We start from the raw sequence: 25,888 nt of genomic DNA on the forward strand, positions 1-25,888 counted from the left end.
AATGTGCTTTTTACTGGACAAAGGATTTATTTTAGACAATTTTTAAATTAATTAACATTTTTATCTTTAAATTAAAGATTCTTTGTATTAGGGTATCCTGTTTATCGCACCTTGGGGTTCTTTATAGAGTATATATCATGCAGAATAAGCTTACTGTACTTATGGCACAAATTAATCCTACTGTAGGGGCTTTAGCGTCCAACAGGGATAAAATTATCGAAATTATAAAAGGCAAACAAGCAGATCACGATGTCATACTCTTTCCTGAATTGGCTTTAACCGGCTATCCCCCCGAAGATTTGCTCTTCCGCAAGGAGTTCCAACAAGCAGTTACCGAGCATTTAAAACAGATTCAAGAGGTAGCAAAAGATTGCTACATCCTTGTAGGACATCCAAGTCTAGAAAAACAACGACTGCACAATAGCGTGAGTATTTTTTATCAGGGACAACAAATTGCAGAATATCACAAACAAAATTTACCAAATTATGAAATTTTTGATGAAGCACGTTACTTTACTCCTGGAAAAAAAAATCCATGCATCCTAGAGGTAAATAACAGTAAAGTAGGGGTAATTATTTGTGAAGATTTATGGCATCCAGGCCCTGCAGAGGATTTAATTGAGAATGGAATCTCCGTATTGCTCATTTTGAATGCATCTCCATTTGATTACAGTAAATACCAAAAGAGAGAGGCCCTCCTAAAGTCTTATGCAAAACGTGGTATATCTATAATCTATGTGAATCAAATTGGTGGCCAGGACGAACTTTTATTCGATGGTCAATCTTTAGCAATTGATTCACATGGTACAATTTGTGCACGCTCTCCTGCGTTTAAAGAAGATTTGAGTACTGTGGTGATTCAAGCAAATCAGGTCGAAGGAGACGTATCCCCTCTTCTTGATTTTGAACCATTAATCTATGAGGCATTAGTTTGCGGCACTCGAGATTATGTCAACAAAAATCATTTCCCTGGAGTTTTAGTTGGACTTTCAGGAGGAATTGATTCAGCATTAACTTTAACTGTAGCAGTTGATGCATTAGGAGCAGAGCGAGTGCATGCCGTGCTCATGCCTTCACGTTATACAGCACAAATGAGTAATGATGACGCTTTAATGCAAATAAAACAATTGAATGTATCACATTCCATACTCCCAATTGAGCCCGCTTTTAACGCTCTAATAAATACTCTCGAGCCAGTATTTAAAGGCTTAACTCCAGATACTACAGAAGAAAACATTCAAGCACGAATTCGTGGTTTGTTGATTATGGCATTGTCTAACAAAACGGGCAAAATGGTACTTACAACGTCTAATAAAAGCGAGTCTGCCGTTGGCTATGCCACCTTATACGGAGATATGGCTGGAGGATTTGCGGTATTAAAAGATGTACTTAAAACTCAGGTTTATGCTCTAGCACGTTACCGCAACGGCCTTTCTGAAATCATCCCCGAACGCGTCCTAACCCGTGCCCCATCAGCTGAATTAAGAGCGGATCAAACCGATCAAGACAGTTTACCTGACTATGCAATATTAGATGCAATCATTGTTGCCTATATGGAGAAGTACCTAACCCCTGAAGAAATAATTCAGCAAGGTTTTGCTCAAGAGACTGTAACTAAAGTAATTCAACTAATCAAACGCAATGAATACAAACGTCGTCAATCTCCACCAGGGATAAAAATAAGCCCAACTGCTTTTGGTAAAGACTGGCGTTACCCAATCACAAACGGATTTTGAATTTGTAAAGAATAAAACGAGGGCATAAGCCTTTCTGCCGTTAATTTAATTGAAATTTCCCTTCTCCCCCATAGGGGAGAAGGCGCCCGTCAGGGCGGATGAGGGTATTGATTATGAACCCTCACCCCCGCCCCTCTCCCATTCATAGGAGAGGGGATTTATGCTTCCCGACTTCACTTTACACTCGGTCAAAATAGGATTAAGGTTGACCCAATGGTTTTATTTCATTACCCATTGATTCTTCCATGGCGCTTTTGCGATTTTGCCAAAAAGTAGGTAATTCTGACAACGCTGAATATCTATTTTGCCCTAACTTGTTATATTTTTTCTCAGGCTTAACTTCTTCAACTTCTTGCTTTGGTGAAGATTCAAGAGCTGCTTTTTCTGTAGATGACGGTTTCTGATCTATTTTTTCTTTTCGAGCTTGCAAATGTTTTTCAAGAAAGGCAAATTTCTTCAGGTTTATTTGAGGCACCTTATCTTTAACCTCTTCTTTATGTGTCTCGGCAACTGTAGGTTGCTCCTGTGCGTCTTTTTTTCGTAATACTTTAGACAGCAAATCATTCATTTTATCTAGTTTTGCCGTAGCGATTAATTGTGGCGTATTTAACTGTGTAGTATTTAATTGAAGTAAATAAGTTTTTAATTGCAGAAGATCAGCCTCATTAAATGGTCCTTGCCCTTGGTGAGCATCCAACCAAGAAGACAACGTAGGATAATCAGTTAAAGAAATTTCTCTGGGAACTCCTATACTATTTATCCACCAAAGACTTGTCACTTTTTCTTTATTTCGTAATACAAAAGCAGAGGTAATACCTTTTTTGATAAGGTCATCATTACTCAGTTCAGTATGAGTATTCGTATTTTCTGGATTAATATGTACTTGAATCTTAGCAACATATTGATCTTTTGCTTTGAGACATTCTCTCTTAATCTGTTTTAAATGTACTGAATTTAAATTTTTTACGTCTTTATCTTCTACAGTTGATAGCTTCTGTGCCAACTCCTCACTGAGATTAAGCGGATGAACCTGGTCAGTTACATCAACCCAGTAAAGATGCCATTGTTCATTTGTATAGCTTAGAGAAAAAACAATTTTATCCTGTTGTTCCGATTGACACTTTTTCGCATCATCCAGATTATTAAAAACCATTATTCTTTCAACCAATAGTCGTGCTCTTTCACGTGCTATTTGTTGCTCGATTTCTCGTGCTTTCTTCTCTTCTAATGAAGCCCTACATAGAGCCATATAGCTATTAATTTCAACCAATATGTCGCTTTTAAGTTGCATGACAAAAGTGGGCATAAGATGTGGCTCTACAGGTTGATAGTCAGGAATGGCATCAATTAATTCAAGAAAGAGGAAATAATTATACGAGCTACCAATATTCCATTCACCCTCGGTAATCATCAGTTTAAACTCTTGTAATCGAGTATAAGCATCTGGAAAGTTTTCCATTACATTAATGGACTGCTCTACTTTTTCGCCACGAGTTCTAGTGAATTGATAAAACCAACCTGTTAATTTTGACTTTACAGGAAGCTCGTATTTCTGTTCGGCTCTACGAGCAATGGCAACTATTTTTCTGCGTCCTTCTTCTGACTCATTTGCAATTATAGTCAATACTTGCTCAACAAATTCTTTAGGTATTGTGAATGATTTTTTTTTTGGCATTTTTTGAAACTCCTTTTCATGATGCAAATTTATCATTGCATTAATATTAATTTTATACAAGTAGAAAATTATTATGCTAAATTGATGCAGGAATGTAGTTATATTAGTTTTTCTACATCTTACTCAGTAATAATAATTATCACCCTCGAGAACATCCTTTTTCCATTAACTTAGGGTCTGGACTTGCTTCTTCCAAAGATAAAATTGGATTAATTTCAGCTTTAAGACCACTGCTTTAACACATATTAACGGCAGTCGTTTTGATCACGGGGTACATAAATTTATGGCGCTACTTCTATTTAATGCATCTCTAAAATAGGGATGCCAATTGGAAGTATAGTCCCTGTTCTAAATCCTGCCATAAGAATTATTGGCCTATTCAAATTTACATAAATGCCATTTTTGATAATGATACTATTGAGGAGTACTTCACAAGGGGTTAACAGAGCACTCTTTTAAAGCAAAAAACAACTTTGTTCAACAAAAATTGCATTAACGCTTCTCTTTTCCAAAAATATGCATTTCCAATACTTGCAAATTTAAAGTAACACGTTAACATGATTCCACAAAAAAAATAATAACAAGAAAGGGATGTTATGAAATTTGCATTTTTCTCTGCTACTTTATTAGCAAGTAGTATCGCTACAGCGGCAACTCCAGTTAATGGATGGTATTCCAGCATATTTGGTGGTTATGCCCATTTAACTGAAAGGATAGAGCCAAATATCTTTGGTTTTGATTTTGATCTTAATTTTTCTGAAACTTTTACTACTAATGGGTTCAACGCGGGTGTACGTTTAGGTTATCAAAGTAATCCTATTCGCTATGAACTGGAATATACATATATCCGACCCAATAATAAAGATTTTAATATCGATTTTCTCGGAGTATCAAGTAAAACCAACGCCAACGTGGGAATGTTGAATCTTTATTATGATTTTTCTGATGGTATTCTACCAACGATTTATCCCTTCATAGGTGTAGGTATTGGTTATGCGTACGTACAAAGTACTTTGGACGGTACTGGTCCTCTTGGAGGAACAATCTTGGATGTAAAAAAAGGAGCTTTTGCTTATCAAGGAACTGCCGGACTCACTTTTAACTTTGATGAAAACTGGGCATTGAATGCTTCCTATCGTTATTTAGCAACAAGCAATACCGAGGCATTTGGAAGGCTCCAGGCTCAGATGGGTGACGTAGGTATTGTTTATCGATTTGATCGTTGCGACTACAAGTGATTGTGGCGTAAATCAATAGATTTAGGTTGGATTGCTTTCCCGTCAATTCAACCCTGCCCCCTTGTCCCTGTAATATCTCAATCCCCCCATGTCTATAGTACAAACGGTCAATTTGACCGTTTCCTGAGAGAGGTTGAGCTCTTATGAATGATGTATTTTAGAAGCAGATAAAACTTGCGGCTCTTGCCATAAAGTCATAAAAAGAACCATAACTAAAGGCCCCACAAATAAACCAAGAAGTCCTAAAGTCTCCACACCACCAAGAATTCCAAATAACACTGCTAAAAAAGGCAACTCAATTGCACCACCAATTAGTGCAGGCTTGATAAAATGATCCGCAACAAACATGACCAGAGTTCCCCAAACCAAAACAACGATTGCGCCAATCATACTGCCAATCGAAAACAGAACAATCGCTACGGTAATAAAAACTATAGGAACAACAAATGGAATCATTGCCGCAAGCGCGGTGATAAATCCAACTAAAGTAGGTGCGGGGAAACCAACTAAACCATAACAAATCCCCATTAAGATACCCACACCAAGCCCTACAACAATTGTTCCATTAACTGTGGCTCTCAATGCTCTTGGAAGTCTGTCCGCGTAACGAAACCATCTTTTTCCCAAACAATACTCCCCTACCTGGTAAATCTGCAGTAATAGTCGATCTCCATCACGATAAAAGAAAAATAGGCTTAGAAGGGTAAAACCCAATTGGACGCTTCGATGTGCCAAGCTTGAGCCAATTTGTTTCACATAATAGCTCGTTGGCGTTAATGATAAATGAACATTTGACAACAACCCCTTAATCATTCCCGGTTTACCAATATTATTATCCCAGTAATTTACCAAATCATTTCCCACAAAGGGAAAATCCTTTAAAAAATTGGGCGCAGCTCCACCCTGTTGATTTAAAGATTGCAAAAAATTAATAAATATTTGAAATTCTTTAATCAAAAGTCCTAGCAACCAACTTAAAGGAAGTATGAACAATAAGCCAATTAAGGTCGTAAACAGCAAGGCAGAGAGATTATCTTGTTTTCCAAAAAAATAGCGCCATTTTTCATATAAAGGATAAGTGGCAATAACAATGATAGAAGCCCATATCAGTGAAGGGATAAAGCGATGAATAATAAATAAACTAAGAATTACAATCCCAACAGTCAAGCCCATACTAATGAGCTCTTTATGATTCTCATTCATTAAGCAAAACTCCATGCTAATAGTTGCATCAATAGCCAAGAAGGCACAGCAGCTAACACATCATCCAACATAATTCCCAAGCCACCACGTACCTTTTGATCGATATAATCAATTGGCTGAGGTTTCCAAATATCAAAAATTCGAAACAAAATAAAACCACAAATCATCCAGGACAATCCTTTGGGAGCCATAAACATAGTCAACAAATAACCTACAACTTCATCCCAAACGATCCCTTTATAGTCATGCACACCTAAATCTTGAGTCACCTTATCACAGATCCAGACACCTAATATAAATGCGATAAGTGTAAATAAAAGATAAATTGCCCAATGAGTATTTATGAGTAGCAAGTAGAGAGGTATTGCTGCCAATGTTCCCCAAGTGCCAGGGGCAGTAGGCATTAAACCACTACCAAAACCAAAGGCGATAAAATAAATAGGATCCTGGAAAACACTTTTTGCTAAATTTATTTGTTTCATTTTATTTTTCTCTATGCTTGGCTTATCGTAAAGGTTGGATCAAAAAATTCTAACTTACAATATACCTAAAGTCCTGTAAGCATTCACCCTGTGAACGTTTAATAGCATCAACTTAAGGAAATTAGCATCCTAGCCCGGGTGAAGGCATAAGCCGTAACCCGGGTTTCGCTTTGCTGCACCCAGGCTACAACTAAAAATGCGAATAACCAACTGGTTTCAATTCATGGCATTGATTGTTAGCAGCCTTCATTCTTAACCCGGAGGTCTCCTCAATTACTCCAATAGGGTAGCATTGTAAATTAGCTTTTTTAAACTCACTCAGCAATGAAGAGAATCGATGTTCAGGCACTGTAAAACATAACTCATAATCATCGCCGCCAGTCAAAGCTAAGTCAACAGCATTCTCAGCCCAATATTGATTTAGTAAGGCATGTACGGGAATGGCTTCTTCATTGAGACAAGCACCCACACCGCTTGCAATACAAATATGATTTAAGTCAGCACTAAGCCCATCTGAAATGTCTATTGCTGCAGTTGCATAGTTTCGTAAAAGATCAATTAAATCAACTCGAGGTTTGGGATGGAGCAATTTATTCATTAGTTCTGCTTTCTCGTGCGCAGGAAGATCCTGACTCCCAAGAAATTTAACTGCCAAAGCAGCAGCTCCCAACTCACCAGAAAGAACAATAATATCCCCAGGCCTTGCCCCACTGCGCAGTACTGCTTGTCCCTGTGGTACTGTACCTAAAATAGTTAATGTAATGGATAATGGGCCATGTGTTGTATCACCACCAATTAAAGCCAAATTATATTGACTTAACGAATCTTTTAATCCTCGTGCAAATGAAGCAAGCCATTGCTGATTGAGTTCAGGCAAAGTTAAAGCCAATGTGATCCAACAAGGCTCTGCTGCCATAGCAGCCATATCACTTATATTCACCATAACCGCTTTACAAGCAATGTCATACGCATCCCAGCATGGCAGAAAATGAACACCAGAGACTAAGGTATCTGTGCTTACCAACAAATTCGACCCTTGGGGAATACGCACACAAGCTGCATCATCACCAATACCGAGCAATACATCATCACGCGTTAAATCAAGTGGTTTAAAAAAATGATCAATAAGTGAAAACTCATCCATAGTTCTGATTGATTTCAATTGAACGCACCTGTTGTGCCAGACTATTTAATACGCCATTGACATAACGGTATCCATCTTGGGAACCGAACTCTTTAGTCAATGAAATTGATTCATCAAGAACCACTCTATAAGGAATTTCCGGACAATATAATAATTCAAAAGAACCAATTCGTAATACAGTCAATTCAATTGGATTCAGTCCTGTAATCTCTCTATCAAGAAAAGGAGTGATACTCTCCTCTAAGGTCTCAACATGGGCTGGCACACCGTGTAGAATGCGGCAAAAATAATCTACATCCACTTTATCCATATTATTAATGACTCGAAATTGTGCTTCAATTTCATGCAATTCACTTCCAGACATTAACCATTGATAAAGAGCCTGAAGTGCTAATTTTCTAGCCTTTCTTTTACCACTTATTGACCGCTTTTCCACCATTACCTCATGAATTCTTTTTAACGTCTATAAAACTCCTTTCTTTTGAAAAGGAGAAAAAAAGATATGCAAAATACCAAATCGGGCACGTGCGCGTTACCGATTTGGCTACACACAACACATACCAGCCTATTAATGAAATAGGCAATACACTAATCTTTATCCATCTGATCAATCGTTTGCCTAAAGTCACTCACATCTTTAAAGCGTTTATATACCGATGCAAACCGCACATAGGCAACATGATCCAAACTATATAATTCCTTCATAACCAATTCACCAATGATTTGAGAGTCGATCTCTCGCTCTCCTCGACGGCGAATTTCTTGTGTAATTGAAATAATCGATGCCTCTAATGCATCAACACTTACCGGTCTTTTTTCCAACGCACGTAACATACCTGAACGTAAATTATCAATGTTAAAAGGCTCGCGCCGACCATCACGTTTAACGACTGACGGCATAATTAATTCAGCTGTCTCAAAAGTAGTGAAACGCTCATGACATATAAGACACTCTCGTCTTCTACGCACCTGAGCACCTTCGGCGACTAGGCGTGAGTCGACTACTTTTGTTTCTTCTGCATGGCAAAATGGACAAAACATAATTATTTATAAACCGGAAACTCACGACACAAAAGCAACACTTGTTCTTTAACTTTTGCTATAGTCGTTTCATTGTTAATATCATCAAGAATGTCAGCTATCCAATTGGTCAAAAGCGTTATTTCTTTCTCTTTAAATCCCCTGGTTGTAACTGCTGGTGTCCCTAAACGTAAGCCACTGGTTACAAAAGGAGAACGAGGATCATTAGGCACAGTATTTTTATTCACAGTGATATTTGCTTTATCTAAAGCCGCATCTGCATCTTTACCTGTGATATTTTTATCAATTAGATCAACCAATAATAAATGGTTATCCGTGCCACCAGAAACAATTTTATAACCACGACTCATAAGCACAGAAGCCATGGTCTTAGCATTCAATAATACTTGTTGTTGATAGTCTTTAAATTCAGGTAACAGCGCTTCTGCAAAAGAAACCGCTTTAGCTGCGATTACATGCATTAATGGTCCGCCTTGGCTGCCAGGAAAAACAGAAGAATTTAATTTTTTCTCTATTTCTTCATTAGCACGGCATAAAATCATTCCCCCTCGCGGTCCTCTGAGTGTTTTATGAGTAGTTGTGGTCACTACATCAGCATAAGGAACTGGGGAAGGATAAAGACCTACAGCAATCAAACCAGCAACATGAGCAACATCTGCCATCAAGTAAGCACCTACTTTATCTGCTATTGCCCTGAATCGTGGCCAATCAAGAATACGCGAATAAGCAGAAAATCCCGCGATAATCAATTTAGGTTTATGCTCAAGAGCCAATTGTTCCAAAACGTCATAATCAATTAAACCGGTTTGTGTATCAACACCATATGGAATCGCTTCATAAAGCTTACCTGAAAAATTAACTTTGGAGCCATGAGTTAAATGACCTCCATGGGGTAATGCCATCCCTAAAACAACATCACCAGGTGCTAATAGAGCCATCATTACCGCAGCATTAGCTTGTGAACCAGAATGAGGTTGTACATTGACATAATCTGCAGAAAAAAGTTTTTTTGCGCGAGCAATTGCTAACTCTTCAGCAACATCAACATACTCGCATCCGCCATAATAACGCTTCCCAGGATATCCCTCAGCATATTTATTTGTTAATACAGAACCTTGAGCCTCCAGAACACGTGGGCTCACATAATTTTCTGATGCAATTAGTTCTATATGCTCTTCTTGCCGATTTTGTTCATCAACAATAGCTTGAAATAATTCATCATCAAAATTCTCTATGGTATAGCTTTGGTCAAACATGAGTAATCCTTGGGAAAATAGTTAAGGTCTAACGATGATGTCATTACGAACCTTTCTAACACCATCCACGTTCGCGGCAATAATCCCTGCTCTTTGCTTCAATCTAGGAGTAGCAACAAAACCACTGAGTTGCACTTCATCTTTAAAGGTCTTAACTTGTACTGCTAAACCTGTACGCCCTAATTGATTCACTAATGTTGCTTTTACCTTAGTAGTAGTCGTTGAACTATCCAAAAACTCCCCTGTACTTTCAGTACCAGGAGAAGCAACACACGCTATGATAAGTATAGATAAAAGTCCCACAAACAACATTTTAAGTGAGTTACACATCCAAAAACTCCCTAAAGAAAAAACGTCATAAGATTACCACAAAATTTAACGGGTTACGAATTGTGAATATGAGCCTAGGACTGTTTACCGGATTCACCATCCGATTTTTTTCTTTATCATATGGACTTTATCATGTTTGTGGTCTTTGTTCTTATTTTTATCAGTCACAACCACTTGCTCATGATGCTTCTTATGTCCATGCTCCTGATTACCATGCTCATGCACTTTAGCTTGATTAGGGGCTACATATGTTGTGTTATGACCACGATGATGACGAGAAGGATGGCGATAGTCATGTGGACGTTCATCGTAACCATAAATTTCAGCTCGTGGAGGAACGGAGTGATAATAACCGGCATCATAATATTCGGGATCGTTAATATCGCATGACGTAAGAAAAGGTACTACTAATATAAGACAAGGGATTAAACGCTTCATGAACAACTCCTGAAACATAAAAAAAGGGAAGGTGCAAGTACATGCAACTTCCCTATCAGTAAATAAGTTAATACTTATTTTTATAAACTACTTACTTCTTAGCTGTAACTTCAACTTTTTCGCTCTTAATACCTTTGTTCAGGTAATTAACAATGCGTACAGTACTATTTACATTAGTCCAACCAGAATAAATAGTTCCGTAAGGACCTTGGATCATAAGGTTCATGCCAGAATGACAGTATCCATAGTAGTACAGGCTGATGTAATGAGGTGCATCATAATAAAATATTGTAAAAGGCTCTAATGGACTAGCATCATCAAAAGAACCGTATACACGAACATTGTCAATACTGTTATTGATGATTTCAATTTCACAATAACCTGGATACATCATTGATTTACCAGCAGGTTTATTATTTTTATCAGCTTCAGTAGCCTTTGGATGCAAATGTGCATTTGCTGCAAAAGCTTGACCAATTAAGCTAAAACAAAGAGCAAATAACAAGGACTTCAACTTCATGGTTTCTCCTTTGATTTTTATTAAAGCTGCATAGTAGCAAAGTGTTGTATTTAGTCAATAGGATATTTTTATAACCATGAAATAAATAAAATTGAAACTTATAAGCGCAATAAGGGTAATAATATTCATCTTTCATGGTATATTTGGCGGGTTTTAAAATTTACCGTTTTTTGTAGCATTTCAGGGGAGCATAATGAAAAAGCGAATGATCATCATGGGGGTAGTCTTACTGATTGTTTTCGGTGGGATCATTGCTTTTAACTTGATCAAAGCAATATTAATTAAACGTTTCTTTGCAAGCTATCAACCCCCTGCCGTTTCTGTCGCTTCTGCTGTTGCTAAAGCTGTAGATTGGCAGCCGACCATCAATGCAGTGGGTAATTTCGTTGCTCTTAATGGGGTGGATGTAAGTTCTCAAGCATCTGGTAATGTCGTAAAAATTGATTTTGAATCAGGACAATATGTTGATAAAGATGCGCCGTTAATTACTATTGATGACAGCGTGGATCAAGCGATATTAAAATTTAACCAGGCCGAACTCACTTTAAAAAACTTAAGTTACCAACGACAAAATGATTTATATAAGCGAGGAGCTTCGCCCATTTCAAATGTTGATGAAGCCAAAGCAAATCTCGGACAAGCCCAAGCAAAGCTAGAACAAACGCAAGCACAAATCAAGCAAAAGCATATCACTGCACCCTTTGCTGGAAAATTAGGTATACGACAAGTTAACCTAGGCCAATTTATCAGTCCCGGACAAACAACTATTGTTTCTTTGCAATCACTTGATCCATTGTACTTGGAGTTTTATCTTCCAGAGCAACTTTATAAACGTATTCGGCCTAATCAAACCATTACATTTTCTGTAGAAGGTTTTCCTAATGCGCTTTTTGAGGCCAAAGTAACTGCGATTAACTCCAAAGTAGATCTCAACACACACAATATGTTAGTTCAAGGTACGCTTGCTAATTGTCCTACGTCAGCCATTAAAGATCCTGAAAACTCACCATTAGTGAAAATACGAAAAGAACCTATGGGAAATAAACGAATTGTCACCTGCGATACCGATTTAAACAGCAAAAATAAAATTCGTAATTTTACGTTTGTACCAGGAATGTTTGCTTCGATTGAAATCAGTCAACCTGCGGAACCCAACACAGTTATTGTTCCTTCAACAGCTATTTCCTATAGCTTATACGGTAATGCCGTTTACATTATTGAGAAAAATGCAGAGGGTAAGAAAAACCCAGACGGTTCTGATCTGCTTACTGTCAAACGTGTCTTCGTCAGCACGGGTGAGCAGCATGGAAATTATACCGTCATCAAAAAAGGAGTTAAACCAGGACAATTAGTTGTGAGCGCCGGGGAAATAAAATTACAAAATGGTACACCTGTTGTAATCAATAATGAGGTCAAACTAAATGAAGTGAGCAATCCGGATCTCCTAGGACAATAAAAATCATGTTGAATCGTAGCCTGGGTGGAGGCGCAAGCCGTAACCCGGGGTATCTGTGCAGAAAATCCCGGGTTACGCTGCGCTGCACCCAGGCTACAAAACATCAAAGCTACGTTTTTAATATGAAATATCTTATTTACAAAATTATTTAATCAGGAAAAGTTATGAAATTTACCGATCTTTTTATCAAACGGCCCGTACTTGCCATGGTAATTAGTCTGCTCATTTTTCTTTTTGGTATGAACGCAATCTATAACATGCAAATTCGCCAATACCCTCGTATGGACAATACAGTAATTACCATTATGACGGGCTATCCAGGAGCAGATGCTGATCTTATTGCGGGATTCATAACCTCTCCTCTCGAAAAGGCGGTTGCCAGTGCGGAAGGGATTGATTATATGACCTCTTCAAGTACGCAGGGTCTAAGCACGATTACTCTAAATATTAAATTAAACTTCGACCCACAAGTAGCCTTTACTGATGTGATGAGTAAAGTCCAACAAACCCTAAATCAATTGCCTAAAGAATCCCAACAACCGGTTATATTGAAAACATCCGATAGTTCAACTGCATTGATGTACATCAGTTTGGACAGTACTGAAATGACGCCTCAGCAAATTACCGATTATGCAACCCGTGTCGTGCAGCCGCAACTACAAACAGTAGATGGAGTTGCTAAAGCGGAAATCTTAGGCGGCGCAACCTACTCCATGCGAATTTTTCTCGACCCCATGAAAATGGCCGCGCTAGGTGTTTCACCCTCGGATGTATCAGCTGTACTTGCGAAAAATAATTTTTTGACTGCAGCAGGCAATACTAAAGGCGAATACGTCGCAATCAGCATCACGGCAAAAACAGATCTTAACGATGCAACACAATTTAGTAATTTGATTGTTAAAAGTGACAAAGGGTCTATAGTTCGCTTACGTGATGTTGGCAAAATTGAATTAGGCTCACAAGATTATGATACCTCTGTTACATTTAACGGAAAAAAAGCTGTATTTATCTCCATTACTCCGACACCCACAGCGAATCCTCTGACGGTAATCAGTGAGGTAAGGAAAATACTGCCTTCAATAATCAAAGAATTTCCACCATCTCTAACTGGAACAATAGTCTATGATGCAACAGCCTTTATTAGAGCTTCTCTAGATGAGGTGACCCATACCATTATTGAAGCGGGCCTTATTGTTATCGTAGTTATTTTCTTATTCTTAGGTTCAATCCGCTCCGTATTCATTCCAATTGTCACTATTCCTCTCTCATTAGTTGGCGTATGCACCCTGATGCTTATGTTAGGATATAGTATTAATTTACTGACCCTACTTGCTTTTGTCTTAGCCATTGGTTTAGTTGTCGATGATGCCATTGTTGTTGTAGAAAACGTCCATCGCCACATAGAGGAAGGAAAGACTCCTTTTGAAGCCGCATTAATTGGGGCTCGTGAAATAGCCACTCCAGTCATTGCAATGACCATTACACTTGCTGCAGTTTATGCACCTATTGGATTTATGGGTGGGCTGACTGGCGCCTTATTCAAAGAATTTGCATTTACTTTAGCCAGCGCAGTAATCATTTCCGGGATCATTGCCTTAACACTCTCTCCCATGATGTGCTCAAGGGTGTTATCCAAAGATATCAGTAGTGGCAAGTTTGTTCATTTTCTCGATAATTTTTTCAATAAACTTAAATTGAAATATCAAAATGCATTACACAGCTTGTTAAACACCCGAGTAATTGTGTTGTTTTTTGCAGCAGTTGTTATCCTTATGTTGCCTTTTCTCTACACACATACTTCAGCGGAAACAGCCCCCGATGAGGATCAGGGCTTCTTTTTCGTCATGGCAATGATCCCTCAATTTGCGACACTTAATTATATTGAGTCCTTCACCAAACCATTTGATGAAATTTATAAAAGTTTTCCTGAAACAGAAAATTATTTCACCGTAAACAACAGCAGCCAAACCATTTCGGGAATGGTATTGAAACCATGGAATCAACGCAGTAAAAGCCAGTTTGCATTAAAACAACCTCTGCAAGAGAAGTTATCACAAGTCGCAGGTTTAAATGCCTTTTCAATCGTTCCACCTCCTCTTCCTGGAGGTGGAGGCGGTACGCCTGTACAATTCGTCATCAAAACAACAAATGACTTTCAGAGCTTATTCGATGTTTCCAATAAGCTAGCTGATAAAGCGCGTAAAAGTGGTTTATTTATTTATGTAGATAATTCATTAAAATTTAATAAGCCACAAATTATACTGGACATTAATCGTTCTAAAGCTTCAGAAATGGGATTAGACATGCAAGCAGTAGGAAGCAGCTTAACTAGTGCTTTATCAGGTAATTACGTCAATTACTTTAACCTTGAGGGGCGTAGTTACCAAGTCATTCCCCAATTAAGTCGCTCATTTCGCATGAACCCTGAACAACTCGGGCAAATATATGTTAAAAGTATTAACGGAACTATGGTTCCTCTTTCAACTGTTGTGACCGCTGTGGAAAAAACTGCACCTAATGCAGCTTCACATTTCCAACAAATGAATTCAGCGACCATTCAGGCAGTAATGATGCCTGGAAAAACACTAGGAGAAGGCCTGCGGTTTTTGCAAGATGCAGCTAACGAAACATTGCCCAAAGGCTTCGCCTACGACTACGGTGGCGAATCAAGACAGTTTATGCAAGAAGGAAGCGCCTTGTTGTTTGCATTCGTCTTTGCAATCGTTATTATCTTCTTAGTACTTTCTGCTCAATATGAAAGTTTTCGTGATCCTTTAATTGTTTTAATCAGCGTGCCTATGTCCATCTGCGGAGCATTAATTCCCCTTAATTTAGGACTAGCAAGTATCAATATTTACACTCAGGTAGGCCTGATTACCCTAATTGGATTAATCTCCAAACATGGAATTTTGATCGTTGATTTTGCCAACCATTTACAACGTGAGAAAAACCTGGATAAACGAGCCGCAGTAGAAGAAGCAGCTGGAATTCGATTAAGACCTATTCTCATGACTACTGCTGCGATGGTATTTGGCGTGCTCCCATTGCTCATTGCCAGTGGTGCGGGAGCCGTAAGTCGTTTTGATATAGGATTAGTTATTGCAACAGGTTTGTTGATCGGAACAGGGTTCACTCTGTTTGTAGTGCCTACTTTATATACTTACATTGCAGAAGATCATCGCTCTAAGAAACCTGAACCTCAGTTCGATGAAGCAAAAATTCCTGATGTACAAGTACCGGAGCAAAAACATTAAAAATTGAAACAACCAAAAATCGTAGGCTGGGTGTTAAGCCCAGCGATTTCATCTCAAACGAAGAATTGTGCAGAAACAACATTAAACGCTGGACTTAACAGCACAGCCTACATTAAATCCAAAAAACACCTAGCACTGTTGTCCCTATAGCTCAACTTATGGTTGAATTTGTGATAATATTTCGTCTTTTTATCAGTACAGGTTTAATCATGGATAAAGTCTATTCCCCTGAAGCAATTGAAAAAGCATGCTATAAGAATTGGGAAAATCATCATTATTTCCAACCTCATGGTGACGGTCAAAGATATTGCATAATGCTCCCTCCTCCTAACGTCACTGGTAGCCTGCATATGGGGCATGGTTTTCAGCATACCATTATGGATGCGTTAACTCGTTATCATCGCATGTTAGGTGATAGAACTCTATGGCAACCTGGCACGGACCACGCAGGTATTTCAACGCAACTTGTTGTTGAACGTCAGCTCGAAGCGTCAGGAATCTCCAGAAAAGATCTTACTCGTGAACAATTTTTAGAGCGAGTTTGGCAATGGAAAAATGAATCGGGTAATACCATAACCCAACAAATGCGACGTTTAGGCGCTTCAGTAGATTGGAATCGTGAACGGTTTACTATGGATGAAGGACTTTCAGCTGCCGTCCAGAAAGTATTTGTACAACTTTATGATGAAGGACTTATCTATCGTGGAACCCGTTTAGTCAATTGGGATCCTAAATTAGGTACTGCTGTATCTGATCTTGAAGTACTTTCTGAAGAAGAAGATGGTTTTCTCTGGCATATTCGCTACCCAGTTGTAAACTCAACTGAGTCACTTATTGTAGCTACAACGCGCCCTGAAACTATGTTAGGAGACACAGCAGTTGCGGTACATCCCGAAGATTCGCGCTTCAAACATCTTATTGGACAACAGGTTCATCTCCCGCTGTGTGAACGAACCATCCCCATTATCGCTGATGAATACGTAGATAAAGAATTTGGCAGCGGCTGCGTTAAAATTACACCTGCTCATGATTTTAACGATCATGAAGTAGGCAAACGCCATACGCTTCCAGTGATTAACATCTTAACTAAAAAAGCCTCCATTAATAAGAATGCGCCTTTAAAATATCAAGGCATGGATCGATTCGTGGCTCGTGAACAAATTGTTAAAGATCTTGATGAGGCTGGACTATTAGTTAAAACGGAACCGCATAAGCTAAAAGTACCTCGCGGAGAGAAATCGAATGCCATTATTGAACCTCTGTTAACGGATCAATGGTACGTCAAAACCCAACCGTTGGCTGAACCAGCAATAGCTGCTGTAAAAAATGGCGAAATTCGATTCATTCCGGAAACGTGGAGCAAAACCTATTTTCAATGGATGGATAACATTGAAGACTGGTGTATTAGCCGTCAATTATGGTGGGGGCATCGAATACCCGCCTGGTATGACAGTAATGGCAGTGTTTATGTAGGTTACAGTGAAAATGATGTTCGTTTTAAATATAAAATTAAAGATTCAACTACCTTAAAACAGGATGAAGATGTTCTGGATACTTGGTTTTCCTCTGCGCTTTGGCCTTTTTCAACCCTAGGCTGGCCTGAAAGAACTCCAGAATTAGAACAATTCTACCCAACCTCCGTCCTAGTTACTGGCTTTGATATTATCTTTTTCTGGGTCGCCCGAATGATCATGATGGGCTTGAAATTTACTGGAAAAATTCCATTTAAAGAAGTTTTTATTACTGGCTTAATCCGAGACAGTGAAGGACATAAAATGTCCAAATCTAAAGGTAATGTGCTTGATCCTCTAGATATCGTTGATGGAATTGATCTCGAATCCTTAATTGCAAAAAGAACGTCAAATTTAATGTTGTCATCGGTTCGTGACCAAATCATTAAAAACACCCGTAAAGAATTCCCTGAAGGCATTAGCGCATATGGAACAGACGCCCTTCGTTTTACTTATTGCTCTCTTGCATCTACAGGACGTAATGTACGCTTTGATATAGGACGCGTTGAAGGGTATCGTAATTTTTGTAATAAACTATGGAATGCTGCTCGTTATGTATTGCTTAACACGGATGAAGATGTAATGGATTTCGATGATGGAGCATTTCAATATACCCCAGCAGATCAGTGGATTTTATCACGCTTGCAACGCACCATTAGCAAAGTTCATCATTATTTTGAAACCTACAGATTCGACTTATTATCAAGCGCGATTTATGAATTTGTCTGGCATGAATATTGTGACTGGTATTTAGAATTATCTAAACCTGTATTACAAGACGAGCACGCACTGAGCGCTTTGAAACGAGGCACTCGTAGAACATTGATTCATGTTCTGGATCAAATTCTTAAAATGCTGCATCCTTTAATGCCCTTCATTACCGAAGAAATTTGGCAACGTACAATGAAGCTAACAAGTGAGGATGGTACTAGCATTATGACCAGTACTTACCCGCAAGTAAATTCGGAGTTCATTAATGATGTTGTCGAAGAAGAATTAGAATGGGTAAAATCTGCAATTCAAGCGATACGTACCATACGTAGTGAAATGTCTATTTCACCAGCCAAACTGATCCCAATTTATATTCGTAACGCGACACCAGTACTTAAAGATAGAGTGGAAAAATATCAACATACTTTAAAAGCACTCAGTAAATTAAGTCATATCCATTACCTGGGAACAGATGAGAAAGCACCTGTTTCTGCAACTGCTGTATTAGGTGAAATCGAATTACTTATTCCAATGGCTGATTTGATTGATAAAGAAGCTGAGTTGGCACGTTTAACAAAAGAACTAGCCAAGCTGGATAAAGACATTAGTCTTGCTGAAGGCAAACTAAATAATCCTAAATTTACTGATAAAGCACCGGCAGAAATTATCGCTAAAGAACAGGAAAAATTAGCACAAGCACAGCAAACTAAAGAAAAACTGTTACAGCACAAAGCCAGGGTCGCATCACTGTAGACAGAAGATTCAACTCTAGTGATCAATCCTGTAGCCTGGGTGTAGGTCCGAAAGACCGAAACCCGGGGTGATTCATACAATGATTTTCCGGATTCCGCTTCGCTTCACCCAGGCTACGAAATTATGAGATTGAATCGTTTACTTTCCCAACAACCCTATGATTGATCCACCAAGCAAGTAATAAAGTGGTTAAAACTCCCAAATAAACACCGATGTTTTTCCAATCTGGCCCGACTATTTGCAACGCATCTGGACTTTGAAAAATGGAAAAAGGAATTGCAAGCAATACATCCATAATTGCAGATCCTGCAACTAACCCACAGGCAATAAGAGTCCCTTTTTGTTTGCAGATTATTGCTTCTTCTTTAACATGGACTCTACGTTTTAAACGTTTTTTTACAAACAATGCAATCATGCCGCCAATAAAAAGTGGAAACGAAGAGGAAAGCGGTAAATACATTCCTATCGCAACCCCTAAAATAGATAAATTTAAATAACGACTTAATCGAAAAAAATAATTGAGGAAAACAATCATCAGAATAATTGCAGATCCAACCAACATTATGGTCCATGGTAATGAATTTCTAAACACAGCTTCAGTAATCGCTGCCATTAAAGCCGCTGTTGGTGCAGGCAAAGACTGACTTATATCCATACCCTCATGAGGCATTACTCCAGCAATTCCATACACATTAAACAACAACTGCATTACTGGAGGAATAACCAATGAAGAAATCACTACCCCAAGCAACAACATCAGTTGTTGTTTCCATGGGGTCGCACCCACCAGTTGCCCCACTTTGAGATCTTGAGTGTTATCATTGGCAATCGCAGCTATTCCGGTTACTACTGCTCCAATCATGATTGTAATTGCCTCAGCTGCCTGGATTTGTTCTGCCTTTAGAGGTAAAGGCAACAAATGATCAACAGCGACCAATAACAACCATGCAGCAAATAGCATCCCTGAAATAACAACAGAACTACCAGGACTGGCCGTAACACCAACCATACCCGAAAAATAGGCCGTAATAACTGAAAAAATAAATCCTATAAACAAGACATAAATAACAGCAAGAAAAATTAGGGTTGGTGAATATTCATTATCTAATCCCACTTGTGGTAAAGGCAGAACAAGCTGGAAAAAGAGAAACAAGATTGCCGCTAAAGCACCTGTACCTATCAAAATATAAGGTAAAGGGATGTCCTGATCTGTCCGCAACAGTTTAATAGTGTTTTTATCTTTAAACATAAAGGATTTCAGTGACGTTTGAATACTTCTGGACAGTGGTCTAACTAATTTTAAAAAAGTCCACACACCTGCAAACAACATAGCCCCTATTCCAAGGTAACGCATCTCACTATTCCATAAAAAGGATGCGGCTTGCTCTGCAGGATACTGATTTACAAAATCAGGATAAAATTGACTGACTATCGGTAACGCGACTAACCAGGATATCACTGCTCCCAAAAAAATACTGATTGCCATATCATGGCCAACTAGATAACCAGCACCTATCATCGTAGCGGAAAAGCCAGCACCAAGACCAAATAGAGATCGCTTGATCACAAACCAATAACCCCAACTATTAGCGATTACTTTAAATCCAGTTTGGAATAATTCAATGAGTCCCCCCACAGCTCCACCAATTAATATGTCTTTGATGCCTGTTTTTTCAACAGACGATTTCAAAACCTCTGCAATTGCTCGTCCTTCTGGAAATTTTAAAGATGGATCATGAACCAAAATACGACGCAGCGGAATGGAGAACAATACTCCCAAAATGCCACCACAAACCGCAATAAAAAAATTAGTTAGGTAACCAAAATGATTCCAATAGCCAATAATAATCAATGCAGGAATAGTATAAACAATCCCACCAGCAACAGCCTCACCAGCAGAAGCTGCGGTTTGTACTGCATTATTTTCGAGAATGGTGGAGTTTTTAAAAAAGCGCAAAACCCCCATAGAAATAATTGCAGCAGGAATTGATGCCGAAGTTAATATCCCTAATTTCAACGCAAGATATGCATTGGACATTGCCAACAATACAGTAAGTATTATGGCAAGCAGAACAACTCGAAAAGTAAGTTCAGCTACCTTTTTATCGGCAGCTATAAAAGGAGTATCAGCCATTAACGACCCCAAACACTGCGCATTACTTCAGGCTTAATTAAAGAAGAAATCTGTGATAAAGGTATTTTTACAGTCTGTGGTCCATATACATATGCAGCAACTTGGTAGGTATCGAAAATGATATTTATTCCTTGGGATGAAAATGACCAGATTTTATAGTTTTTGTCTATGGGCTTAGTTCCCTCATCAATCCATTTTTGGTCTGAAAAGCCTTTTCCACTGATTTTTTTATTAGAGAAACTAGCAATAGGTTTTAAATAATTTACTTCAGGACGAAATAAATCAGATAATTCAACCTGGCTACCATTGATGAAATTCAATACTGCTACAGTATTTGAGGGATGTGCTGCTCCACGATGATAAATAGAAATATTAAAAGATACACTCAAGGCCTTTTTTGTTTTATAAGGCAGGGAATAAGTGACATTTAAACCTGTTTTTCCTGGTGCATCAGCGGGAGTATCCTTATCAAGATCAATTTCTTTAAGAAAACTTTTTTTAGTTTTTTCAATAAACGCTTGCACCGCAGCATTGATACGCGGATCGTTAAATCCCTGTGGGTATTTGACATCAATAATATAAGCAGGTGTTTCTTTTTTAACTGATACTGGGGTTACCGCACAAACAGCAAAAGAACATGTAATAATATATATAGATAGAATTATTTTTAGTGATTTCAGCATATTTTATTCCTAATAGTTGTCCTTTGGAGAAACCCACTCCCCTGCAATCATCATACGATGAGGTAAGGGATAAGCAAAATAATAACAAAGAGCCGCACTGTCACCTACAGACCACCATACCAAATCGGCTTTCATTCCTTTATCAATTGATCCAAGTTCATTTTGTAAACCTAATGCTCTTGCAGCATGGCTGGTAACTGACATCAAGGCTTCAGGAACAGATAATGAAAAAAGTTGACAGGCCATGCTCATCATCAAACGTAATGAAGTAGTTGGCGATGATCCAGGATTACAATCTGTAGCAATTGCCATTCCTACTCCAGACCGGCGCAATAGATCTACGGGAGGTTTTTGTTTTTCACGCAGAAAGTAATAAGCACCAGGAAGCAAAACAGCAACTGTGTTTGCTTTTGCCATAGCATATGCGCCCTTCTCATCAAGAAACTCCAGGTGGTCACAAGATAAGGCAGCAAACTCTGCTGCAAGTTGACTTGCTCCAAGATTGGATAACTGTTCAGCATGGCATTTTACAGGTAGATTTAATTGACGAGCAGCACTAAAAATTTGCTCTGTTTGTTTCAGTGAAAAAGCAATAGTCTCGCAAAAGACATCCACTGCATCGACTAAATTTTCTTCGCATAATGCAGGCAGCATTTCCTGACAAAGAACATCAACATATGCTTGGCTGTTTCCTTGAAACTCAGGGCCTATTGCATGTGCGCCAAGGAATGTTTTTCTAACCCTTAATCCTGTTAACTCCCCCAAACGTTTGGCTACCCGCAGCATTTTCAACTCACTAGCCAAATCCAATCCATAACCTGATTTAATCTCAACGGTACTCACACCATCTGCGCATAAAGCAAGAATTCTTGGTAAAGATTGTTTGAGTAACTCTTCTTCTGAAGCAGCGCGAGTCTGATGTACTGTAGATAATATGCCGCCCCCCGCCTTGGCAATTTCAGCATAACTAACCCCAGCCAATTTCATTTGAAATTCGGTGGCACGGTCCCCGGCATATACCAAATGCGTATGGCAATCGATTAGTCCCGGAGTAATCAATTGTCCTTGACAGTCTTCTGTATGCGAAGCCTCAAGAAATTGTGTAGGCAATTCTGTCTGTGGTCCACACCAAGCTATGAGGCCATTTTTAATTGCAATCGCCTGCTGCAATAACTGATTTCCCTGAGCATCAATAGTAGTTGCATTTAATAACAATTTTTCGCACGCAAACATTAAAAATCCCAATGAAGAACTTGATGAGGTGGCTTGAGCCAAGCTTTATGATGTTTAGTATCATAGATATCCCATTCTTTAGAGACATAGGTTTGCTTGTCCACATCCAATAAAAGCCAAGTTAAGAATTCTGCGACCGTATCAGGTGACACCAAACGGTGCTCCTCTTTCAAGCGCTTATAAAAGCTAATCCGCTCATAATCAGGATTGTCCTTGCTTCGAGCAATCGCTTGCATATTTGTATCAATAATCCCTGGCATTACATTGGCAAAAGCAACTGAATCAGACTCCAGTTGCCAACATTTAGTCAGCATGGATAAAGCAGCTTTAGACACACAATATGCAGTCCAGCCTCTGATCGCAAAATGGGCAGCCCCAGAGCCTATATTTAAGACACGGCCGTTAATCAATTTATCGTATATCATTTGTGGAAGAAAAAGAGCCGCATTCAAATTTGTATTTAAAGCATGATGCCAGTCTTTAGGATCAATATCCTTTATGGGAACCAAAGGATTTAAGGTTCCTGCATTATTGACCAGCGCACTAACGTGATTCACATCATGCAAACTATTTTTGATTGATTCTAAACCTTCAGGTGTTGACACATCAGCGCAAATATATTGGATGTTTGTAGAAAAATCTGCTGTTTCTTGCAATAACTTCTCTCTTCTTCCTATGATTAAGACAGTTTGATCTCGTTTTGCCAAAGAAAAAGCTAATGATCGTCCTATCCCACTTCCTCCGCCGGTAATAACAATCACAATACCCTCTTACTCTTTTTGTCTGCCATGCACGGATAATACCAGACATTGAACAAACTTGGCATAATTTTATGCGTATGCATTGCCAGATAAATGAATTCTATTATAGATTGTAAGCACTAAATTTGTATTAAGCCCAAATAAATAATGTAGCCTGGGTGCAGCGCAGCGGAACCCAGGATCGGTGATACATTATTCCCGGGTTCCGCTGCACTGCACCCAGGCTACAACTACTGAATGATTTGATAGCCTACCAACCTTGGGGATTTTTTATGTACCAATTAAACACATTACTCGCTAAATCAGCAGAACAATTTCCTGATAAAATTGCCTTGATTATTGATCAACAAAGTTATACCTATAAGAAGTTGTATGAATTAACTCATCATCTGGCCGTTTCGTTTTTAGCAAAAGGGATCTCACAAGGAGACCGCGTTGCGTTTCTTTTACCAAACAGCATTGAAATCGTTTTATGTTACTATGCCTGTTTTATGATAGGCGCTATAGCAGTTCCAGTGAACATTCAATTTAACAATGAACTAATTCATTACGTACTGGAACAGAGTAAAGCCCGTATTTTTATAACTACTTCGGATTATTATAAGCAGCTATTAAATGATAAAAAAATATTAAAAGAAATTGATGAATGTTATCTCACCTCAGAATCAACCAACTATTCCGGAGTTAAGAGCTTCCAAGAATTACTACTATCTAGAGCAACATCGACTATTCCTAACATTACAATCGAGTCGAAAGAACCTGCTCTGATCTTTTTTACATCTGGGACCACAGGCCTACCCAAAGTAGTTGTACACAGTCATTATAGCCTCAGTCAAGGCACAGGAAATCAGATCAGACAAATTCAGATAAATCATACCGATCAAACACTGGTGATGTTTCCAGTATGTTATTTGATTGGTTTAGGGTCACAAATTTTACCTTTTCATGCAGTAGGCGCGACTGTTGTGTTATTGCCCAGCTTTTCTCCTGAAGATGCGTTAGCAAAACTTCACTCGTATGGGATTACAAAAATCTATGGTTTTCCTAAGCTTTATCTTGAGCTCATTAATCATGCAGAATCTTTAGGTTATGAAATCAACACACTTGACTTTTGTTTTTCTGCTGGAGATGCAACACCTGTTTCACTGCAGAAAAAATTTAATCTCTTGTTTCATGCCGAAATTACTGAAGGTTGCGGTATGTCTGAACTGCAAATCTATTCTATGAATCCTCCTTATGGAAAAAAGAAAACCGGTTCGATTGGATTTCCTATAGAAGGGATGGAAATGCGCTTAATTGATGAACAAGGTAATCTCATTTTAAAAGCAAATCAAACGGGAGAAATTATTGTTCGTGGTGAGAGTATGTGTTCCGGTTATTGGCAAAATCCTGCTTTAACAAAAACAACGATAAAAAACGGCTGGTTACATACAGGAGATTTAGCTTATCGAGATGAGGAAGGATACTACTGGTTCGTAAGTCGTAAGGTAGATATTATTCGTTGCGGAAAGGAACTTATCTCTCCTATGGAGATTGAAAACATCTTTTATCAGCATTATGCCGTTAAGGAAGCCGCTGCAATTGCATTACCCAATAAAAATAAAGTAAACGATGACAAAATTATTGTCTATGTCGTACTTAAAATTAAAGAGAAGCAATTGACCCCACAAACATTGATGGATTTTGCGCATGCGTCACTACCTATCAGCAAACGTCCATATCAAATCATTATTATAGGTCAACTACCTTATGGTTTCACTGGAAAGATTGATCGCAACACATTGCGAGAGATGGCACAAAGACAACTGGGCTAGAGAGTGGGCGATCTTTAGCCACAAAAACCAGCATGTTATACTAAGTAAACTACCTGAAGGACAATTCATGAAAGTTTTTACTTGCATCAACTTCTTTTTGGGATTAGTTGTCTTTTGTAATTCAGCATCTGCAACTACAATACATTGCCCAGAAACCATTCAAACGAATCAGTCATTACAGCATGAAATAAAGGCATGGGAGGCATTCCAGGATGACTGGAATAGTACTCATCATTTTGATCGCATCACATTTTATTCTGGACATCCTAAAGAACATGCAAGCCTAGCTCCTGATAATGAAGTATCAAAAGTAAAAAAGTTAACTTGGTCATTTGATAAACAAGAAATTTGGGTAGCCTGCGGGTATACAAATACTAAAATTCAATTGATCCAAAAGATTCCTAATGGAACAAAAAGTTGTAGCGTGACTTATAATATTACCCTGGCGTCTAAAAGTTATTGATTTTATGTGATATTCTACGCGCTTTTGACTAAATCAATTTGTTGAGATGAGT

Annotated in this window: 21 protein-coding genes; 7 read left to right on the top strand and 14 right to left on the bottom strand. The window is 38.5% G+C overall.

Annotated features, from left to right (window positions below; all coding sequences use genetic code 11):
- Window positions 1–137: 137 nt before the first annotated feature.
- The gene (locus tag Lstg_RS05240) at window positions 138–1,736 is read left to right on the top strand and encodes an NAD+ synthase (RefSeq protein ID WP_058476612.1); all 1,599 of its coding nucleotides are present in this window, start codon (window positions 138–140) and stop codon (window positions 1,734–1,736) included.
- A 199-nt stretch (window positions 1,737–1,935) separates the two neighbouring features.
- Here the strand turns inward: Lstg_RS05240 and Lstg_RS05245 are convergent, their stop codons facing one another.
- Window positions 1,936–3,411: a hypothetical protein gene (locus Lstg_RS05245; RefSeq protein ID WP_058476613.1), complete on the bottom strand. Its 1,476-nt coding sequence runs from the start codon at window positions 3,409–3,411 to the stop codon at window positions 1,936–1,938.
- Between the two features lie 596 nt (window positions 3,412–4,007).
- Between Lstg_RS05245 and Lstg_RS05250 the strand changes: the two genes are divergently transcribed.
- Window positions 4,008–4,649, top strand: coding sequence for an outer membrane protein (locus Lstg_RS05250; RefSeq protein ID WP_058476614.1), 642 nt, complete (start codon window positions 4,008–4,010; stop codon window positions 4,647–4,649).
- Between the two features lie 141 nt (window positions 4,650–4,790).
- Here Lstg_RS05250 and Lstg_RS05255 read toward each other — a convergent pair whose 3' ends face one another.
- The 9 genes from Lstg_RS05255 to Lstg_RS05295 all read right to left on the bottom strand — a co-directional run bounded on the left by Lstg_RS05255 (window position 4,791) and on the right by Lstg_RS05295 (window position 11,063).
- Window positions 4,791–5,852 carry an AI-2E family transporter gene (locus tag Lstg_RS05255; RefSeq protein WP_058476615.1) on the bottom strand — a complete coding sequence of 354 codons (1,062 nt, stop codon included), beginning with the start codon at window positions 5,850–5,852 and terminating at the stop codon, window positions 4,791–4,793.
- A complete protein-coding gene (locus Lstg_RS05260; protein WP_058476616.1) occupies window positions 5,852–6,334 on the bottom strand; it encodes a phosphatidylglycerophosphatase A family protein in 483 nt (160 codons plus the stop codon). The genes Lstg_RS05255 and Lstg_RS05260 overlap by 1 nt, the downstream gene beginning before the upstream one ends.
- A gap of 190 nt (window positions 6,335–6,524) precedes the next feature.
- A complete protein-coding gene (thiL, locus tag Lstg_RS05265; protein WP_058476617.1) occupies window positions 6,525–7,478 on the bottom strand; it encodes a thiamine-phosphate kinase in 954 nt (317 codons plus the stop codon).
- The gene (gene nusB, locus Lstg_RS05270) at window positions 7,471–7,914 is read right to left on the bottom strand and encodes a transcription antitermination factor NusB (protein WP_058476633.1); all 444 of its coding nucleotides are present in this window, start codon (window positions 7,912–7,914) and stop codon (window positions 7,471–7,473) included. Before nusB ends, thiL begins: the two co-directional genes overlap by 8 nt.
- A 152-nt stretch (window positions 7,915–8,066) precedes the next feature.
- Window positions 8,067–8,519, bottom strand: a complete 453-nt coding sequence (nrdR, locus tag Lstg_RS05275; RefSeq protein WP_028382239.1) for a transcriptional regulator NrdR — start codon at window positions 8,517–8,519, stop codon at window positions 8,067–8,069.
- Window positions 8,520–8,521: 2 nt separating this feature from the next.
- Window positions 8,522–9,775 carry a serine hydroxymethyltransferase gene (glyA, locus tag Lstg_RS05280; protein ID WP_058476618.1) on the bottom strand — a complete coding sequence of 418 codons (1,254 nt, stop codon included), beginning with the start codon at window positions 9,773–9,775 and terminating at the stop codon, window positions 8,522–8,524.
- Window positions 9,776–9,796: 21 nt separating this feature from the next.
- On the bottom strand, window positions 9,797–10,105 hold the full coding sequence (locus Lstg_RS05285) for a BON domain-containing protein (protein ID WP_058476619.1): 309 nt from the start codon (window positions 10,103–10,105) through the stop codon (window positions 9,797–9,799).
- Between the two features lie 93 nt (window positions 10,106–10,198).
- The gene (locus tag Lstg_RS05290) at window positions 10,199–10,543 is read right to left on the bottom strand and encodes a hypothetical protein (protein WP_058476620.1); all 345 of its coding nucleotides are present in this window, start codon (window positions 10,541–10,543) and stop codon (window positions 10,199–10,201) included.
- Window positions 10,544–10,634: 91 nt separating this feature from the next.
- Window positions 10,635–11,063 carry a hypothetical protein gene (locus Lstg_RS05295; protein ID WP_058476621.1) on the bottom strand — a complete coding sequence of 143 codons (429 nt, stop codon included), beginning with the start codon at window positions 11,061–11,063 and terminating at the stop codon, window positions 10,635–10,637.
- A gap of 193 nt (window positions 11,064–11,256) precedes the next feature.
- Here Lstg_RS05295 and Lstg_RS05300 point away from each other — a divergent pair, with 193 nt between their 5' ends.
- From Lstg_RS05300 to Lstg_RS05310, 3 genes are all read left to right on the top strand, one after another.
- Window positions 11,257–12,519: an efflux RND transporter periplasmic adaptor subunit gene (locus Lstg_RS05300; protein WP_058476622.1), complete on the top strand. Its 1,263-nt coding sequence runs from the start codon at window positions 11,257–11,259 to the stop codon at window positions 12,517–12,519.
- Between the two features lie 164 nt (window positions 12,520–12,683).
- Window positions 12,684–15,773 carry an efflux RND transporter permease subunit gene (locus Lstg_RS05305; protein WP_058476623.1) on the top strand — a complete coding sequence of 1,030 codons (3,090 nt, stop codon included), beginning with the start codon at window positions 12,684–12,686 and terminating at the stop codon, window positions 15,771–15,773.
- Window positions 15,774–15,982: 209 nt separating this feature from the next.
- On the top strand, window positions 15,983–18,748 hold the full coding sequence (locus Lstg_RS05310) for a valine--tRNA ligase (protein ID WP_058476624.1): 2,766 nt from the start codon (window positions 15,983–15,985) through the stop codon (window positions 18,746–18,748).
- Window positions 18,749–18,869: 121 nt separating this feature from the next.
- On the opposite strand, the gene Lstg_RS05315 is transcribed toward Lstg_RS05310, so the two are convergent.
- The 4 genes from Lstg_RS05315 to Lstg_RS05330 are packed head-to-tail and all read right to left on the bottom strand — an operon-like array spanning window position 18,870 to window position 23,559.
- Window positions 18,870–20,882 carry an OPT family oligopeptide transporter gene (locus Lstg_RS05315; RefSeq protein WP_058476625.1) on the bottom strand — a complete coding sequence of 671 codons (2,013 nt, stop codon included), beginning with the start codon at window positions 20,880–20,882 and terminating at the stop codon, window positions 18,870–18,872.
- Window positions 20,882–21,565, bottom strand: coding sequence for a DUF3298 and DUF4163 domain-containing protein (locus Lstg_RS05320; RefSeq protein WP_058476626.1), 684 nt, complete (start codon window positions 21,563–21,565; stop codon window positions 20,882–20,884). Before Lstg_RS05320 ends, Lstg_RS05315 begins: the two co-directional genes overlap by 1 nt.
- Before the next feature lie 9 nt (window positions 21,566–21,574).
- Complete coding sequence (hutI, locus tag Lstg_RS05325) at window positions 21,575–22,798, bottom strand: imidazolonepropionase (protein WP_058476627.1); 1,224 nt, start codon at window positions 22,796–22,798, stop codon at window positions 21,575–21,577.
- Window positions 22,798–23,559 (bottom strand): SDR family NAD(P)-dependent oxidoreductase, encoded by a 762-nt coding sequence (locus Lstg_RS05330; protein ID WP_058476628.1) that lies wholly within the window; start codon window positions 23,557–23,559, stop codon window positions 22,798–22,800. Before Lstg_RS05330 ends, hutI begins: the two co-directional genes overlap by 1 nt.
- 272 nt (window positions 23,560–23,831) lie before the next feature.
- Here Lstg_RS05330 and Lstg_RS05335 point away from each other — a divergent pair, with 272 nt between their 5' ends.
- Window positions 23,832–25,373 carry a class I adenylate-forming enzyme family protein gene (locus Lstg_RS05335; protein ID WP_058476629.1) on the top strand — a complete coding sequence of 514 codons (1,542 nt, stop codon included), beginning with the start codon at window positions 23,832–23,834 and terminating at the stop codon, window positions 25,371–25,373.
- Window positions 25,374–25,440: 67 nt separating this feature from the next.
- Window positions 25,441–25,836, top strand: coding sequence for an STY0301 family protein (locus Lstg_RS05340; RefSeq protein WP_058476630.1), 396 nt, complete (start codon window positions 25,441–25,443; stop codon window positions 25,834–25,836).
- Window positions 25,837–25,888 lie beyond the last annotated feature (52 nt).

It is taken from the genome of Legionella steigerwaltii, from assembly GCF_001468065.1.
GTDB lineage: Bacteria > Pseudomonadota > Gammaproteobacteria > Legionellales > Legionellaceae > Legionella > Legionella steigerwaltii.

Excerpts from the sequence above, each read along its gene's own strand:
- Lstg_RS05240 (WP_058476612.1), top strand. The coding sequence starts at position 138 with ATGCAGAATAAGCTTACTGTACTTATGGCACAAATTAATCCTACTGTA.
- Lstg_RS05245 (WP_058476613.1), bottom strand. The coding sequence starts at position 3,411 with ATGCCAAAAAAAAAATCATTCACAATACCTAAAGAATTTGTTGAGCAA.
- Lstg_RS05250 (WP_058476614.1), top strand. The coding sequence starts at position 4,008 with ATGAAATTTGCATTTTTCTCTGCTACTTTATTAGCAAGTAGTATCGCT.
- Lstg_RS05255 (WP_058476615.1), bottom strand. The coding sequence starts at position 5,852 with ATGAATGAGAATCATAAAGAGCTCATTAGTATGGGCTTGACTGTTGGG.
- Lstg_RS05260 (WP_058476616.1), bottom strand. The coding sequence starts at position 6,334 with ATGAAACAAATAAATTTAGCAAAAAGTGTTTTCCAGGATCCTATTTAT.
- thiL (WP_058476617.1), bottom strand. The coding sequence starts at position 7,478 with ATGGATGAGTTTTCACTTATTGATCATTTTTTTAAACCACTTGATTTA.
- nrdR (WP_028382239.1), bottom strand. The coding sequence starts at position 8,519 with ATGTTTTGTCCATTTTGCCATGCAGAAGAAACAAAAGTAGTCGACTCA.
- glyA (WP_058476618.1), bottom strand. The coding sequence starts at position 9,775 with ATGTTTGACCAAAGCTATACCATAGAGAATTTTGATGATGAATTATTT.
- Lstg_RS05285 (WP_058476619.1), bottom strand. The coding sequence starts at position 10,105 with ATGTGTAACTCACTTAAAATGTTGTTTGTGGGACTTTTATCTATACTT.
- Lstg_RS05290 (WP_058476620.1), bottom strand. The coding sequence starts at position 10,543 with ATGAAGCGTTTAATCCCTTGTCTTATATTAGTAGTACCTTTTCTTACG.
- Lstg_RS05295 (WP_058476621.1), bottom strand. The coding sequence starts at position 11,063 with ATGAAGTTGAAGTCCTTGTTATTTGCTCTTTGTTTTAGCTTAATTGGT.
- Lstg_RS05300 (WP_058476622.1), top strand. The coding sequence starts at position 11,257 with ATGAAAAAGCGAATGATCATCATGGGGGTAGTCTTACTGATTGTTTTC.
- Lstg_RS05305 (WP_058476623.1), top strand. The coding sequence starts at position 12,684 with ATGAAATTTACCGATCTTTTTATCAAACGGCCCGTACTTGCCATGGTA.
- Lstg_RS05310 (WP_058476624.1), top strand. The coding sequence starts at position 15,983 with ATGGATAAAGTCTATTCCCCTGAAGCAATTGAAAAAGCATGCTATAAG.
- Lstg_RS05315 (WP_058476625.1), bottom strand. The coding sequence starts at position 20,882 with ATGGCTGATACTCCTTTTATAGCTGCCGATAAAAAGGTAGCTGAACTT.
- Lstg_RS05320 (WP_058476626.1), bottom strand. The coding sequence starts at position 21,565 with ATGCTGAAATCACTAAAAATAATTCTATCTATATATATTATTACATGT.
- hutI (WP_058476627.1), bottom strand. The coding sequence starts at position 22,798 with ATGTTTGCGTGCGAAAAATTGTTATTAAATGCAACTACTATTGATGCT.
- Lstg_RS05335 (WP_058476629.1), top strand. The coding sequence starts at position 23,832 with ATGTACCAATTAAACACATTACTCGCTAAATCAGCAGAACAATTTCCT.
- Lstg_RS05340 (WP_058476630.1), top strand. The coding sequence starts at position 25,441 with ATGAAAGTTTTTACTTGCATCAACTTCTTTTTGGGATTAGTTGTCTTT.